12 protein-coding genes and 1 tRNA gene are annotated in these 15,642 nt (G+C 52.9%); 1 reads left to right on the forward strand and 12 read right to left on the reverse strand.

The genetic code is table 11. The features are described from left to right. Positions 1–6 precede the first annotated feature (6 nt). The 10 genes from ACNQ6O_RS09775 to ACNQ6O_RS09820 all read right to left on the reverse strand — a co-directional run bounded on the left by ACNQ6O_RS09775 (position 7) and on the right by ACNQ6O_RS09820 (position 12,968). Positions 7–1,155: a WD40/YVTN/BNR-like repeat-containing protein gene (locus tag ACNQ6O_RS09775; RefSeq protein ID WP_418053027.1), complete on the reverse strand. Its 1,149-nt coding sequence runs from the start codon at positions 1,153–1,155 to the stop codon at positions 7–9. A 132-nt stretch (positions 1,156–1,287) separates the two neighbouring features. Further along, positions 1,288–2,676 carry a DUF1329 domain-containing protein gene (locus ACNQ6O_RS09780; protein WP_418053028.1) on the reverse strand — a complete coding sequence of 463 codons (1,389 nt, stop codon included), beginning with the start codon at positions 2,674–2,676 and terminating at the stop codon, positions 1,288–1,290. A 201-nt stretch (positions 2,677–2,877) separates the two neighbouring features. Then, a complete protein-coding gene (gene pepN, locus ACNQ6O_RS09785) occupies positions 2,878–5,520 on the reverse strand; it encodes an aminopeptidase N (RefSeq protein WP_418053029.1) in 2,643 nt (880 codons plus the stop codon). Positions 5,521–5,551: 31 nt separating this feature from the next. Then, the gene (locus tag ACNQ6O_RS09790) at positions 5,552–6,388 is read right to left on the reverse strand and encodes a DUF2797 domain-containing protein (protein WP_418053030.1); all 837 of its coding nucleotides are present in this window, start codon (positions 6,386–6,388) and stop codon (positions 5,552–5,554) included. Beyond that, complete coding sequence (locus ACNQ6O_RS09795; RefSeq protein ID WP_418053031.1) at positions 6,385–6,687, reverse strand: YeaC family protein; 303 nt, start codon at positions 6,685–6,687, stop codon at positions 6,385–6,387. Before ACNQ6O_RS09795 ends, ACNQ6O_RS09790 begins: the two co-directional genes overlap by 4 nt. A 145-nt stretch (positions 6,688–6,832) precedes the next feature. Further along, positions 6,833–7,537, reverse strand: coding sequence for a rhomboid family intramembrane serine protease (locus ACNQ6O_RS09800; protein WP_418053376.1), 705 nt, complete (start codon positions 7,535–7,537; stop codon positions 6,833–6,835). Then, a complete protein-coding gene (locus ACNQ6O_RS09805; RefSeq protein WP_418053032.1) occupies positions 7,534–8,547 on the reverse strand; it encodes a metallophosphoesterase in 1,014 nt (337 codons plus the stop codon). Before ACNQ6O_RS09805 ends, ACNQ6O_RS09800 begins: the two co-directional genes overlap by 4 nt. A 2-nt stretch (positions 8,548–8,549) precedes the next feature. Continuing rightward, positions 8,550–9,434, reverse strand: coding sequence for an NAD(+) kinase (locus ACNQ6O_RS09810; RefSeq protein ID WP_418053033.1), 885 nt, complete (start codon positions 9,432–9,434; stop codon positions 8,550–8,552). Between the two features lie 113 nt (positions 9,435–9,547). Further along, complete coding sequence (locus tag ACNQ6O_RS09815; protein WP_418053034.1) at positions 9,548–10,771, reverse strand: DNA repair protein; 1,224 nt, start codon at positions 10,769–10,771, stop codon at positions 9,548–9,550. A gap of 133 nt (positions 10,772–10,904) precedes the next feature. Further along, positions 10,905–12,968 carry an FAD-dependent oxidoreductase gene (locus ACNQ6O_RS09820; protein ID WP_418053035.1) on the reverse strand — a complete coding sequence of 688 codons (2,064 nt, stop codon included), beginning with the start codon at positions 12,966–12,968 and terminating at the stop codon, positions 10,905–10,907. Positions 12,969–13,106: 138 nt separating this feature from the next. Here ACNQ6O_RS09820 and ACNQ6O_RS09825 point away from each other — a divergent pair, with 138 nt between their 5' ends. Beyond that, the gene (locus ACNQ6O_RS09825; RefSeq protein ID WP_418053036.1) at positions 13,107–14,150 is read left to right on the forward strand and encodes an AraC family transcriptional regulator; all 1,044 of its coding nucleotides are present in this window, start codon (positions 13,107–13,109) and stop codon (positions 14,148–14,150) included. Between the two features lie 35 nt (positions 14,151–14,185). Here ACNQ6O_RS09825 and ACNQ6O_RS09830 read toward each other — a convergent pair. Next, positions 14,186–14,262: transfer RNA gene (locus ACNQ6O_RS09830), tRNA-Asp, on the reverse strand. A gap of 119 nt (positions 14,263–14,381) precedes the next feature. Then, positions 14,382–15,413, reverse strand: coding sequence for an AraC family transcriptional regulator (locus tag ACNQ6O_RS09835; RefSeq protein WP_418053037.1), 1,032 nt, complete (start codon positions 15,411–15,413; stop codon positions 14,382–14,384). Positions 15,414–15,642 lie beyond the last annotated feature (229 nt).

Here is a 15,642-nt window from a genome sequence, read left to right on the forward strand (position 1 = left end):
AGGGCGTTATTTAAGGTTCTTGCCGCGAGAATCGGTGAATTTCACACCACCCTCACCGACCAGCAAAAGATTGGTCCCGGACAGCGGAACGGCACCCATCACACTTCCACGATCATTCCGGAAGTATGCACGGAAGCTTTCTCCACCATTGGCACTCATCAAAACAGCACCACCGTTACCCACCAGAGTAATGCGACCATCTTCTGTCACTACCGCATTATTCAAGGTTGTATTGCCTTCGTTCGGAACGATGGTCCAGCTGCGGCCCAAATCGCTTGAAAAAATTGTGGTTCCGCGCAGTCCGAACGCCAGTATTTCATTAACACTGCCGGTTCCGGTCACGCCAAACAGAGAACCGGGGTATGGGCTTTCGCGCATCTCCCATGTATCACCGTTATCGACCGAGACATGAATCTGCCCTGCCTCACCTACCAACACCAACGCACCACCGGCGATCTGATCAATCCCGTTGTAGTGAAAGTTTTGCGCATTATCGATGAACGGTGACCAGTCCTGCCATGATTCGCCACCATCCTGAGTGCGCAAAATCATGCCGTAAGCGCCAACGGCAAAACCGTGTTTGTCATTCTCGAACCAAACATCGAGCAATGGGTTAACAGGCCCGACATCCATATCGGCTTCTGCGTTTTCGAGCGCGAAAACCAAATCATCCAACGCCCACTCAAGATCGCCTTTCTGATCTTCGGGGGCCTGCTCGATGACCTCTTCCATTTCCGCAATCTGCTCTTTCTTGCTTTCGATGGTCAAAGCCGCAGCCTTGAGCCCATCAAACTGCAAGGTCCAATTCTCACCCGCATCTGACGAATGCAGCAAAACACCGCTATGCCCAACGGCCCAGCCATGATTTTCGGTGCCAAAATCCAGAGCCGTCAGTGTTACCGAAACCGGCACGTCGGCCTGAGTCCAGCTTTCACCTTCGTTGTCGGAATAAATAATGTGGCCACGCTCACCAACCGCAACAATACGATCACCAGCGCGGGTCACATCATTCAGCAACGACTCGGGGGCCAATTTTGTATCCCGTGCAGGAATATCAATGATATCTGGGAGCGCAGACGCCGAGGGAGTTGCCAATGCCATGGAGAAACCCAGACAGGCAGAACCCAGTGTCGCGCACTTGAACCTATTAGCCATTCAGATTGCCTTTACGTTGATTGAATCATGAAACGGTTGCCGCAGATGCCGCAAGCAAACCGGCAGCACTGTGCTGCCGGTGTTGTTAAAACTTCCTAAAACAACGACAGGCTCATGCCTGGCGCGATCGCTTTATCGCACACTGCGTCTACGCAGGGACGACGGCGAGAAATAGCGTTTGTTCGGTATATCGTCAGTAAATACGCGGGTATTCGGCTCTTCCGTATCCAAGCCAAGAACGTGATATCGACGAGCCTGAAGATCATGATAGGCGTCGAGCACCGTCCATACACCGGGCAACTCGTAATAGTTCTTCAGAATCCCCATAGTGACACGCCACAATTCGCCGCGGCCGTCGTATTGATCAAGCAGAGCCGTATTCCAGCTATCCGCATCGACGTAGAAGCGGCGTTTTCCGTAAATGTGACGCTCACCGTCTTTCAAGGTGGCCTCAACAACGTGCACACGATGCAGCTCCCAACGTGTAAGATCCGGGTTCAGGTGGGTCATACCCAGAATCTCCGAGTAAGGCGTACCCTTTTCACCAATCCGGTAGTTGTTGTACGGAATGTAAATCTCTTTCAAACCCTCGTAGTTCCAGTTATACCGATCCATTGCACCGTTAAAAATGTCGGTGTCATCGGCGGTACGCAGGTTATCGGCCGCAGCAATCGGTGAGTCGTACCCGAGGTTAGGGGCTCGGCGAACACGACGCTGTCCTGCGTTATAGCCCCAACCATTACGCGGGCTTACAATCTGGTTGAGAGTTTCATGAACGAGAATCGCACCACCCGCCAAACGAGGGGGAGACTGCGTGAACGACAGATAGTAGAAAATCACGTTATCGAGATCTTTCTCACTACCTTCAGGATTGTAGAAATTAACGAAAGCTTCTTGCTGCGACGTAACCAGACTGTAGTCACCATTGGTTTGCACAGCCACTTCGCTGCTACGGCGGGTCACATTAATACCGCGCCAGCGCACCAGGTGATTCCAGATTACCTGCCAGGCTTTTTCTTCATTCGATCCGTGCAAAATCGGGAAGGGGTAACCGCCGTAAGCGCCCTTCAGACCTTCCGCTTCGCCCACGATCCGGGCATTGGTAGCATTCTTCTTGATGTTCTTTTCAACCCAGTCTGGCACGGCGTGAGTACGGCGAGACTGGTAAACCGGAATTCTGAAAGTGGTCGGGTAGGTCTTGAACATGGCTTTAACGCCATCGGACAAATGTTCGCTGTATTGCTCCATATTGGAAGCATTAATCTCGAACAGGACTTTGTCGTCCGGGAATGGATCAATGTGATGCTGCCCACTGCCTTCATAACCGGCAGGTGGCTCTGTCAGCCCTCCGGTCCAAGCTGGAATCGTTCCAGCTTCGTTACCAGCCTTTATGGATCCGAACGGTGTGAGGTCATTACCAAGACGTGCAGCCTGGCTTGAAGAGACGGCGGCAAAAACCGGCGATGCAGCAAATGACAAAGCCAACAGCCCGCCGAGCCATATATTCTTCTTATATTTCATTGTGTAACCTTAAAGTCGTCTGAAAGCCTCTAGCGGGCCATCTTGTTATTGTCTGATACTACTCAAACTTTCTTTCAGGTTAGTCGATTGAGCAACAAAGTCTATCGACCAAAAGTGCGATTTTGTATCTACAGCTGTCCGCCACCGTTGGCTCCATCCTCTACACGGAGCCAACGGCATCTTGGTTCCATTACCTCTGCATCAATCAGCTAAACTTTTCAGAACGACCTCATAAACGTCGCGAGAAAGCTCATTTTTATTGCGCACAAGCTCTAACGCAGCCTTCATCTGCCGCCCATACTGAGGCGCAAACTTCTTCCACCGAGTTAGTGGTGAGATCAAACGCGCAGCAATCTGTGGATTGCTATCATCCAACCGGCACACCTGATCCGCCAGGAACTGATAACCGCTACCATCCGCCTTGTGGAACGCCGCCAGATTCTGACCGGCAAACGCCCCGACCACGGAACGAACCTTGTTCGGGTTCTTCCAATCGAACGCGGTGTGCTGAAGAAGCGCCTGAATCTGAGGCAACTGCCCAGCCTGATGGCTAGCGGCCTGCACCGAGAACCACATTTCAACGACCTGAGGATCATCGCTGAACTGGTCATAGAACTCAGCCAGTGCCTGCTCGCGTTCGTCGACGAAATCCGAATTCACCAAGGCGCGTAACGCACCCAAGCGATCCGTCATATTGTCCGCCGCACGAGATTGTTCAAGCGCGAAGGCCAAGCCCTGAGCATCTTTTATATGCAGAAGCCACGCCAGAGCGGTGTTTCGCAGACTACGAAGAGCAATGGCATCCGGTGTCAGTTGATAATCGGCTTGGGTCTTGCTTCGCTGATAACACGCAACCAATTCTTCCCGAAGCGACTCCGCCAGATGGGTCAGCACTCGCTGTCGCGCCTCATGGATAGCAGGCACATCAGCTTGGTCGGCCAGTTCCACCAAATAGGCTTCTGACGGTAACAGAAGCATTTTCGCCACCAGCGCCTGATCCAACGAGGCATCGTTCAACAGACTGCGGTAAGCCTCAACCAATCGCGGTTCAATCTCGGCATCATCTGCCGCCCCGACCAAAGACTGAATTACATCAACAGCCAGACGCTGGCCGGCATCCCAACGGTTAAATCCATCGGGGTCGTGGCTCATCAAGAACAGCAACTGCTCACGACTCCACGGGTACTGCACACGAACCGGCGCTGAAAAGTTTCGAAGCAGAGATGGCACCGGGCGCTCCGGCACGCCGTGGAATTCAAAACTGTGCTCGGTTTCGGTCAGCTCAAGCACACGCTCCACAGGCCCACCTTGCTCCTCAGCACTCAAATTCAACGGCACGGGCTCACCCGCTTTATCGAGCAACCCGAGGGAAAACGGTATGTGCTGAGGCTTTTTGCCAGATTGACCCGGCGTATCAGGAACACTCTGGCGGATATTCAGGCGATAAATACCACGCTGTTCATCATAATCATCAGAAACCGTGACAACTGGCGTACCAGCCTGCTCGTACCACAAACGGAACTGACCCAAATCACGCCCGGACGCATCTTCCATGGCGCGTACAAAGTCATCAGTGGTGACCGCCTGGCCGTCGTGCCGCTCGAAATACAGGTCGCTGCCTTTACGGAACAATTCATCACCCAACAGGTTGTGAATCATCCGCACCACTTCGGCACCCTTCTCATAAATGGTCAGGGTGTAGAAGTTGGAAATTTCCATATAGGAGGCGGGCCGCACCGGATGCGCCATAGGGCCGGCGTCTTCAGCAAACTGGGCTGTACGCAGCAGCGTTGCATCCTCAATGCGCTTAACCGTTGGTGAACCCATGTCCGCAGAGAACTGCGCATCCCGGAACACCGTAAAGCCTTCTTTCAGGCTCAACTGGAACCAGTCTCGACAGGTGACCCGGTTACCGGACCAGTTGTGGAAGTATTCGTGAGCCACGATCGCTTCAATCCGCTGGAACGACGCATCGGTTGCCGTTTCCTGACTGGCCAACACGCAAGACGAATTGAAGATATTCAGTCCCTTGTTCTCCATGGCGCCCATGTTGAAGTCGTCAACCGCCACGATCATGAAAATATCCAGATCGTATTCCCGCCCGTACACCTCTTCATCCCAACGCATGGAGCGCTTCAGAGCATCCATGGCGAAATCGCACTTAGCCGCGTTCCGGGGTTCCACATACATGCGCAAATCGATGGTCCGACCAGAACAGGTCGTAAAGGTGTCTTTCTTTTCAACCAAATCACCGGCAACCAGAGCAAACAAGTAAGCCGGTTTCGGGAATGGATCTTCCCAGGTCACAAAATGGCGACCGCCTTCAAGCTCACCTTGCTCGATCGGGTTGCCGTTAGAAAGCAGAATCGGGTAAGCCGCCTTGTCAGCCTCGACTCGGGTACGGAACACCGCCATCACGTCCGGGCGGTCCGGGTAATAAGTAATACAACGGAAACCCTCGGCTTCGCATTGGGTGCAGAACATCCCGGATGACTTGTACAAACCTTCCAGACGCGTATTGTTCTGAGGCTCTATCCAGGTCACCACATTCAATTCGAACTGAGCCGGCACGGTATGGACAACCAGCTTGTCGCCCTGCTCCTCGTAGGCATCGCCCGCCAGCTGGGAGCCATCCAACGACACAGACTCCAGCTTCAAGCTGTCGCCATTCAGCTCCAGAGGCGCTTCCGCCTGAGCGCTCTCGGGATTCCGGCGCACGGCCATCGTGCTGTGCACCCGGGCGCCGTCTTCAAACAATTCGAAGCGCAAATCCACATGATCAACCAAATACGCGGGAACTTGGTATTCGTTCAGGTAAATGGTTTGCGGCTGGTTGGTTCGCATTCATACTCTCCAAACAAAATACGTGGCAGGCTCAGTCGAGAACCCGGAACCGGACTTCATAACCGGTAAATTTTCGAATATTAATCACCCCAGTATCGAGCATCAGGTACTGGCCTTTAATGCCTTCCAGCAGCCCTTCTACTTCCGGCGTTTTATCCAGATTATGAGTTTTCACTTTCGCCGGCCAAACCTGAACGGGATACCCCAGCCCAAGTGAGGCCTCGTCCACAACTCGCAGGCTATCCTCACCGTGTTGGCGCTTTAACTCAGCGAGATCGTCTTCTACCAGAGCCAGTATTCGCTCGCGCTCTTGGACGAGGTCCAGCTCCGGCACGTCACCCTTCAACATCGCTCGCCAGTTAGTGCGGTCGGCAACATGACTCTTGCAGGCAACTTCCGCCAACCCTGCCAGATACCGGCTTGAAACTCGCAGCATGGGAATGGCATCGACCGCACCCTGATCAATCCAGCGCGTGGGCACTTGGGTACCTCGGGTAATGCCGACTTTCAGCCCGCTGGAATTGGCCAGATAAACCACATGTTCAACCATGCAGTTGGCTTCGCCCCATTCTGGCTCACGGCAGGTGCCCAGATGAAAATGACACTTTTCTGGGCTCATGATGCAGCTGTCGCAGGCGGCCAGCTTACGGAAACAGGGGTAACAAAAGCCCTGATTAAAACTCTTCTTAGTGGTGCGATCACAGTTGATACAACGAATAACACCCTCAAAATCCAACCGCAGTTTTTTCCCGATCAGATCGTTCATGGGAATTCGGGTGTCACCCACCGCCAAGGTGTACGCCACTAGATTACCTGCCTCAGCAGGCATTTTTCGCAGACGCCCGATCACATCAATGGAGTCAGTCAAACCTTAACCTCAACAAATTGATCCGGGTCTACTTCGTTATTCTGCTCTTGGCGATCCTTCCGAAACTGCACTGAGGGGTCGCAAGCCGTACCGGCCTTTTCGCCCCGGTCCAAATACCCCACCCGCTCTTGTTCAGGAACGTTGTGCTTGTTCTCATAGTAAATGACCGCTTCGAGACAAATCGCGCGCTGCTCACGAGAAATGGCTCGACCGTCTGGCCACTTACCCAACTCAATGGCCTGTTTGAGGTTGCGGTATATGGTCGGATCCAGCCGCTCAATCAGTTCGTCGTAGGTCATGACCCACCTCTTGAAAATAGGTTCGTAAAAAAATCGGCAAATCCATTTGACAGACGCAAATGATAACGATTATTATTTTCAAACCAAGTGACACTGGTCGTATCATTTGGTCTCTCTCATCAGGAGCTATTAGCTCTTTTTAGCCTCACCTTTCGGTGGGGCTTTTTTTTTGGGGAGGCATCACCAGCGCCATCGCCAGCCCCCCGAGAAAACCGCCTAAATGCGCCTCGTTCGCCATCCGCCCCAACCCGACCCATTCGGGGATCGGCGTAAAACCGATGACCATCCAAACTAGAGCGAAGGTCACCAACGCTGGCGGAAACTGAAATCGCGGGCGCCTTTGCTGACTCAGCCAGCAATACCCCATAATCCCATAGACAACCCCGGATAAGCCGCCAAATAAGGGGCCGGACACCAGGTACTGAAGTACATTGGATGCAAGACTGGTGGTAACAAACAAAGCGATCAGGCGCGCTTTACCGTCTATCCATTCAATCTGGCTACCGAGAAACCAAAGCATCACGGCATTAAAAATTAGATGAGTCCAACTGAAATGCAGAAAGTCCGGCGTGATCAAACGCCAGACTTCGCCTGCTGCCATGGTTGCCAACAACGCGTCCAGTCGGCCTTGCAGTGTATCGAAAACGTGCCAAGGCACCATTCGGGGATCTACAGCGGTCATTTTTACCGCCAAAGCATTTTGGCCCATGCCCGTCAGCCAAACCATGATTAACGCAAACACAAGCACCGCAATAACTAACGGAGCATGTCTGGGCCCCGGCTGCCAGCGGCCATCAGGGGTCACAGGGGAAGAAATTTGGTTATCCAAACTCACCTCACTGAGGATTATCTCGCGACACTGTCTTCGCTGATGGGGTAATCCGTTTCATCCGGCCGACTGACGTCCACCCAAACGAACTTATCTTTAGACAGGACTTTTTCATCGTCCATGCGGTACGCCACCATCCTGCCATACTTCACGGCACTGTAATCAATACAGGCCACGTTGTGCTTCAGGGGCGCCGGTTCACTGTCCATCCAGTAATGGCCAACGAAAACCGGGGGCGCATCCTGGGGATAGGTGATCAGCTGAGCCCGTTCCTCCGGAGCCAACTTCATCCTTGCCACTTCCGGCGGCAACGGATCAGGCTGAAACACGACATCAGCGTATGTTTGAGGGCTATCGGCCCAGAACTTGGTTCGGAAGAACTCTCGGGTATAGCCGTCGCGCCCGGTAATTTTTACCCCTTCGGGTAAGCGAAGATCCGTCCCCCTCAGGAGGGTATCCATGACCTGACCGGCAAACGACTCAATCGCAGCAGAAGCATGAAGGAAATCTTCGTCAATGCACGCCCCGCCCTGACTCTCGCGGAACTGGTCAATCAAGGCTTGATCCCAGCAAGCGTGAACGGCACGAAAGCCCTCTTCCTCGATGAACAGAGGAATGGTGTAAAACCACTCCAGAAACTCATTCCACTCATGGGGATAGGCATCAAACTGCTCGAGGGTTTCCTTGATCAACCGATCATGGCGAGGGTTGTGCTCACGCAGAAACTGCTTGCCGCTGCCCGGGCGGGCACGGGTGCAATAACCCAAGGCATTGTATTCATGATTGCCCATAACAATACGGGCGGAGCCTCGCTCGACCATATCCCGAACCAAATGCAGCGATTCGCGAATTCTTGGGCCGCGGTCGATGATGTCACCGATAAAAATAGCCTGCCGGCGCGAGTGCTGGTAAACGCCGTTCAGCTTGCGATACCCCATTTGCTCCAGCAATTGTTCAAGGGTGTTCGCACACCCGTGCACATCACCAATTATGTCGTAACCGCGACTTGCAACTTCGTTTGCTCGCACCATGATCAACTCGCTGCTATCTCGCTTGCCCACCCAAGCTTGTCACGGCAGGTGGCGTAGAAATTGTGATCGGTCGGGTGAATAAGACGGATCTTGAATGGCTTTTTGGTGATTCGAATAATATCGCCAGGGGCACACGCAATGTTCATCTGGCCATCAAAACTGACTTGCGGATAGGTTTCATTCGTTTCACCGATCACCAGCTTGATCTCGCTTTTGCCATCGACCACGATCGGGCGACTGCTCAAGGTATGCGGAAACATGGGAACCAGCACGACTGCATCCAGTTTCGGGTGCATGATTGGGCCGCCAGCAGACAGCGAGTAGGCCGTGGACCCCGTTGGCGTTGCAACGATCAACCCGTCAGAACGCTGGCTATAGACAAAATGGCCATCAATATACAAATCAAAGCCGATCATCCGGGTCGATTTACCAGGATGGAGTACGACATCGTTCAACGCCGAACCGAAACCCAGTGGTTGACCGTTGCGTTCAACGTGGCCATCCAGTAGGAAGCGTGATTCTTCCATATAGTCGCCGGCCAAAACCTGCGCCAAGCGTTCCTCAAGATCCGCTGGGGAAATATCGGTGAGAAACCCTAGTCGACCGCGGTTAACGCCTAGAATAGGCACTTTAGATTTCGCCAACTCTCGTGCCGCACCTAACAAGCTACCATCACCGCCGACCACGATGACAAGGTCACAGATCTCCCCCAGCAGTTTTTTACTGGCCACCTGAAGACTGTGGCCTGGAATCATGGTCGCCGTGTCTTCTTCAATAATGACCTGATAGTTGTTGGCCGTCAGGTATTGCTTGAGCTGACGCAGCGATTCAACCACTTTTACGCTGCCCATGCGGCCGATGATGCCGATATTCCTGAATTGATCCATGAAGTATCCCGTGGTGCCTATATGAGACAGGCGCAGCAATCCGCCGCCCTGATCTTTAACTAAGTCAGAGACAGTTTAACGAAACTCGTGCAGATACTAAAAAAAGTTCGATATCAGGGTTTATGGGCGTCGCAGCGATCATCGACACCCGCCTTGAATTCCGACGGTTGCGTTATACGCACGATAGGCTCACCGCAGCTCTGCCCTGCCCCATTCTTGTGGGCACAAAGCGGGCTCTCATAGTGCTCCAACCATTCTTTATACGCCGGCTCATCCAAGCCACAACGTTCAGCGGCGTACGCCACCGGATTCTTGAAGTAAACGCCAATGTCGGCTGTTGGCAACGTGATATGGCCAACCCCGTGATGATAGGCCACCAAAAACACCGAATGATCATGCAATTTTTCCAGCAACGAATCTTCTAGGGGCTTTCGGTTCTTGAGCTCGTCATTCTCATGTTCCAGAGCATCGATGGCCTCATCGCGCAGCTGTAACTCTCGTTCCTTACGCTCCAACTGTTCACGCAACAACACCAATTCAGCGCTGGCCTTATCATCAGATTCTGATTCCGCCGCCGCCATACTTTGCTGCATTGAAAGATACTGTTCGTTGCGCTCCGACAACCGTCGCTTCAGCTGCTCGTTGGTATGCCGCATGCGCTCATGCTGCTGTTCAAGTTCAGAAAACTCTGACCGAAGGGTTTGCATTTCAAGACGATGCTCACGCTGAAGATCGCCTAAAACATCCCGGTGCACACTTTGAAGGGTTTTAATACGCAAACGATGTTCGCGAAGCAATTGGGCGATGCGGGCCCGTTCTTGAGACTCGTCGTCACCTTGATCTTCGGAGGGCATGTTCAGGACCGGAATCTCTTGCTCCAGTGTTTCAACTTTCTGAAACCGAAGCGAGTTGTCCTGTACCGACTTGCGAATGGCGTGGAAATGGCTGTTTCCCGGCGTCATATCCGGGTCCCAAAGGAAGTCTTTAATGGTGGTATCAGGAGTCTGGCTTCGGCACACCAAACGAATCGCACCACCACCCAAATCCGGGCCTTTTGAACCCTGTTCAGCCAATGCCTCAATCGGCACGTTCCAGGTCCTATCGGCCTGACCTTCCTCATCAAACCAAATTTTAAAGAAGACAAGCGCCGCAACCGTCAGGTCCGGATTCAGATTGACCAGTACCGCACGCACATCGGTCTCGGCGAGATCTGACAGGCCCACATAACCATCCAGAAACGCGCCGAATTCCGACAAACGCATTTGACGCGCAACCCGTACTCCATCCATGAAAAACACTGCCGAGTGGGCCTCGGCAGTTTGGCTGGCAATAACCATTCATCTTCTCCGTGCTTCGGGAACTCTATCACAAGGCGCTTTCAGACACGCCAAGACTCCAAATCGAGCCGCTCTTGATACAGTCTAGCTAGACCTATACCGAAACACAGAGAAAAACTGCAACGTTTTGTGATCAGATTTCAGCGGCCAACCGGCTACCTTGATCGATCGCACGCTTGGCATCCAGTTCCGCTGCCACATCCGCACCACCGATCAAATGTACCGGCAAGCCCGCAGCTTCCAGCCCAGCCTGCAGCTCGCGCAGAGGGTCTTGGCCTGCGCAGATGATCACGGTATCAACCGGCAACACTTTGTCTTCACCTTGCTCAGCGCCCTTCGGGGTCACTGTAATGTGCAGACCTTCGTCGTCGATCTTGCGGTAGCTCACACCCGGAATCATCTGAACATCCCGATTCTTCAGAGAGGTACGGTGAATCCAGCCTGTTGTTTTACCCAGATTTTTACCTACTTTGGAGACTTTCCGCTGCAACAGATAAACCTCTCGGGCCGGCGCTGGAACTTCAGCCTGCACGCCTTTAATTCCGCCGCGATGCTCAACGCTCAGATCCACGCCCCACTCTTTCATAAAGTGCTCGGTATTCAAGGACGGCGATTCGCCTTCGTGGACAATAAACTCGGATACGTCGAAGCCAATGCCACCGGCACCGATCACGGCTACTTTCTGTCCAACCGGCTTACGTTTCAGAATGGCATCCAGGTAGCCAATCACTTTCGGGTGGTCGATACCTTCGATTTGAGGTGTACGCGGTTTAACACCGGTCGCCAGAACCACCTCATCAAATCCCCCGGCTTTCAAATCAGCTTCTGAAACACGGGTATTCAGACGCACATCAACTCCATGCTTATCAAGCATGACACGGAAATAGCGCAGCGTTTCGTAGAATTCTTCCTTGCCCGGTATCCGCTTGGCCACGTTGAACTGGCCGCCAATTTCACTTGCGTCGTCAAATACCGTCACCTTATGGCCTCGCTCGGCTGCAACCGTGGCAAAAGCCAGCCCAGCAGGACCGGCACCGACCACTGCAATCGATTTCGGTTTCATAGTTTTAACATAGGCCAATTCTGTTTCATTACAGGCACGCGGGTTAACCAGACAGGTCGTCAGCTTGCCACTGAAAGTATGATCCAGGCAGGCTTGGTTACATCCGATGCAGGTATTGATCTCGTCCGCACGATCTTCTGCGGCCTTCAGCACCAAATCGGCATCTGCCAAGAAAGGACGAGCCATGGACACCATGTCTGCATCGCCTTCCGCCAGCACCTTTTCGGCCACATCCGGCATATTAATCCGGTTCGTGGTCACCAGAGGAATACTCACCTCACCCTTCAGGCGCGCGGTGACTTTCGTGAAGGCACCACGAGGCACTGACGTAGCAATCGTAGGAACACGGGCTTCGTGCCAGCCGATACCGGTATTGATGATGGTGGCTCCGGCTTTTTCGATTTCTTTCGCCAGATGAACCACTTCCTCCCAAGTGCTGCCGTCCTCGATCAGATCCAACATCGACAAACGGTAAATAATGATGAAATTCTCACCGACCCGCTCACGAACGCGACGCACAATCTCGATAGGAAGTCGAATGCGATTCTCATAACTGCCACCCCACTGGTCGGTACGGTGATTGGTATGAGAAACAATAAACTGGTTGATGAAGTAACCTTCGGAGCCCATGATTTCGACACCGTCATAGCCGGCACGCTGAGCCAACGCAGAACAGTTAACGTAGTCATCGATCTGCTTCTGGATACCCGCTTCATCAAGTTCTTTGGGCTTGAACGGGTTGATAGGCGCTTGAATCGCGGATGGCGCAACCAACTCTGGCGAGTAGGCATAACGTCCTGCATGCAGGATCTGCATGCAGATCTTCCCATCAGCCTCGTGCACGGCCTGCGTGATCACCTTGTGTTTATCCGACTCTTCTTCGGTAGTCATCTTCGCGGCGTGCTGAAACACCGAACCTTCACTGTTGGGCCCGATCCCGCCAGTCACGATGAGACCAGCACCGCCACGAGCACGCTCCGCATAAAATGCAGCCAAGCGCTCGAAGCCTTGCTTCACTTCTTCCAAACCGGTGTGCATAGAGCCCATCAGCGTGCGGTTACGCAGTGTCGTAAAGCCAAGGTCCAGAGGTTCCAGCAGGTGCGGATATTTGCTTGCGCCAGGCGTTGCGGTCATCGGTATTCTCCTCATCAGATTCAAGCAGGGCAAACTAAGCCCCCGTTGTTATAGCGCTAACATTACTCAGCCACACCCAAGACAACAATATCCAAAAACAACATTTGATTATCTTAAAACAACACCGATAATAACCTAATGACTAAAAACTCAACCTCACCCCAGAACGCTCTTGGCGACATCAGCTTGCTGTACGTCTCCGTACTGATGCGCGCCGTAGAAGCAGAAGGTGGCGACAGCAACGCACTTAAAAAGCAGTTTCGCCTCAACGATCCAGGGCTCGCGTCTCCAGAAGCGCGAATCAGCATCCCTAGATTCATGCGCCTTGGGCACGCTGCCATCACCTCTACGGGCAACCCCGCGCTAGGGCTTCGAATGGGAGCTTTGACACGCCCTGTCGATGCCGGCTTGGCCGGGCTTGCCGCCGAGACAGCAAGCACCGCCGGCCAAGCCCTGACAACACTTATACGCTATTCACTTTTAACCAGCCAAAACTCCAGGGGAGAGCCTTCGATCATCGGGCAGAAGCGACAGGCCCGGTTTTATTCCATTCAGCCTTACAACTCTTACAACTACTTTGTTGTGGACTCTGTGCTCGCCACCTGGACCCAAATGATCCGACACATAACCGGTCGTTATGACGTTCTCGAATCGGTTCGAATTGAATACCCGTCAATCGGACAGGAAGAAATGTTTGAAAGCTGGTTTCGCTGTCCGGTCGAATTCAGTGCCACCGAAAACTCCATTCAACTGAAAGACAGCGCTTGGCATCACGCGCCCACGCAAGCCCACGCCGCCATGCACAGCAAACTGACAAACTGGTGTGAAGAAGAACTGACAGAATTGCGCCAAGGCTGGCGAGTTGCCGATCGCGTTCGGCGTTTGATGACCCCCTTGCTACGAGGGGAAGCACCAACACTGGAGACATTAGCCACCAAGCTCGGCACAACCCCCTGGACGTTGCAGCGGCAGCTCAGCGCTGAAGGCACAGGATTTAGGCAATTACTGGATGAGACAAGGAAACAACTGGCCGAGGATTATCTTCAGGAAACAAACGCGTCTTTGGCTGAAATTGCGTGGTTGCTAGGCTTTGCTAACCCACCGGCGTTTCATAAGGCCTATCAGCGCTGGCACGGAATCAGCCCGGGCGAGAAACGAAAGCTAAAGAGCTTAGAAAAATAAAAAGGAAAATCACGAAGAAACAAAGAGAGGAAAAATGGCGGAGCGGACGGGACTCGAACCCGCGACCCCCGGCGTGACAGGCCGGTATTCTAACCAACTGAACTACCGCTCCGCGCGGGCTGTCTAATCAAGCTGTAGATTGCTTGCTGACAACGAGGGCGAATTATATAGACCCCCATTCTTATGTCAACGCTTTCTCAAAACTTTTTTCATTTTTTTCTAAATCGGCGATTAATCAGCCACTTCGGCAACATCTTTGCTCTGTGCCGTCTTGCGATACTCAATGGGCGTCATGTTTGACCAACGCTTAAATGCTCGATAAAAAGTGCTGGGCTCCGAAAACCCGGTCAAATACACAATCTCATCGATTGACTCATCGGTTGTGGCCAGCAGCTGCCGAGCCAAGCGGTAGCGGAAATCCGCCAGCACTTGGTTGAAGCTCGTCTCAGCCTCGGTCAATCGGGTTCGAAGGGTGCGTGGCTTGATATCCAATCGCTCAGCGACCGAATCCAAAGTGACTTCTCCGCTATCCAGCAACTCGGCAACAATGCGCTCCACAGAGCCAACGATATCTTTCTTTTCAAGCCTTGCCACCTGCTCACTGGCAAAGCGTTCGTGCAACGCCAACAACTCAGGCTCTGCGTGTGGTGACGAATAAGACAGCACCTCCAGAGGAAAATACAGACGATTTTCCTCAGCACCAAACACCACATCACAACCCAGAACTTCTTTTACATGCTCAACGCCACGGTCGCGCTCGTGCTCGAATTCGATACGGGAAGGAAAAAACTTGTCGCCGGTAATAGACTTGAAAAAAGTAATCACACCTTGCACGAAACATTCATTGAAATGCTTGAGCCTGCGCACTTCGTCCGAAGCCGCATCCAGCACCATACAGGCTTCATCGCCCTCAACCAGAAACGCGGTATTTGCCGCATCACTGAGCAAACGCTGATAGTTTTGAGCCCGGCGAAGGCCTTCACCGAAGGTAGGGCTACTTAAAAACAAATACTCCAGCACCTGCCCTTTATACGGAGGCAGCGCGGCACCCAGATGCAAACCGATGTCCGGGTCGCCCGATGCGTCCTCTACCGCCTGCCAGAAATAAAGCTGCGCACTATGGGGTGTTCGAAGCTGCTCGGTGTATACGTAACTTTCATCAACGCCCAAGCGACTAAAGACGGCATCGGTATCAACACCTTTCTTTTTCATCGCTTCGTAGATCAAACGCAACATCACACCAGCATCACGTAATTCCTGCATAGTATCCCTTGTATCCCGTATTCTTATTTAACAGCTACCGCTTTGACCCGCCGGACGACATCCGGAGATTACTTGGTCAATGTCCGTTGCAGTTGGGTTTGACAGACTTCTTGCAGCCGCGACTGAAGTCATACCTTTGTATCATATCAGGCCACAGTCGCACAGTTGTACTTGCACCCGAAAAAAACTTCAACAGTGCAACGAACGCCGATACCACTTCCCGGCTCCA

Origin of the sequence: Marinobacter sp. SBS5 (genome assembly GCF_048285575.1) — a bacterium.
Taxonomy (GTDB): domain Bacteria; phylum Pseudomonadota; class Gammaproteobacteria; order Pseudomonadales; family Oleiphilaceae; genus Marinobacter.

Bases quoted from the DNA above. Each gene is read 5' to 3' on its own strand.
- ACNQ6O_RS09810 (WP_418053033.1), bottom strand. From the start codon at position 9,434: ATGGATCAATTCAGGAATATCGGCATCATCGGCCGCATGGGCAGCGTA.
- ACNQ6O_RS09835 (WP_418053037.1), bottom strand. From the start codon at position 15,413: ATGCAGGAATTACGTGATGCTGGTGTGATGTTGCGTTTGATCTACGAA.
- ACNQ6O_RS09805 (WP_418053032.1), bottom strand. From the start codon at position 8,547: ATGGTGCGAGCAAACGAAGTTGCAAGTCGCGGTTACGACATAATTGGT.
- ACNQ6O_RS09820 (WP_418053035.1), bottom strand. From the start codon at position 12,968: ATGACCGCAACGCCTGGCGCAAGCAAATATCCGCACCTGCTGGAACCT.
- ACNQ6O_RS09775 (WP_418053027.1), bottom strand. From the start codon at position 1,155: ATGGCTAATAGGTTCAAGTGCGCGACACTGGGTTCTGCCTGTCTGGGT.
- ACNQ6O_RS09780 (WP_418053028.1), bottom strand. From the start codon at position 2,676: ATGAAATATAAGAAGAATATATGGCTCGGCGGGCTGTTGGCTTTGTCA.
- ACNQ6O_RS09815 (WP_418053034.1), bottom strand. From the start codon at position 10,771: ATGGTTATTGCCAGCCAAACTGCCGAGGCCCACTCGGCAGTGTTTTTC.
- ACNQ6O_RS09795 (WP_418053031.1), bottom strand. From the start codon at position 6,687: ATGACCTACGACGAACTGATTGAGCGGCTGGATCCGACCATATACCGC.
- pepN (WP_418053029.1), bottom strand. From the start codon at position 5,520: ATGCGAACCAACCAGCCGCAAACCATTTACCTGAACGAATACCAAGTT.
- ACNQ6O_RS09825 (WP_418053036.1), top strand. From the start codon at position 13,107: ATGACTAAAAACTCAACCTCACCCCAGAACGCTCTTGGCGACATCAGC.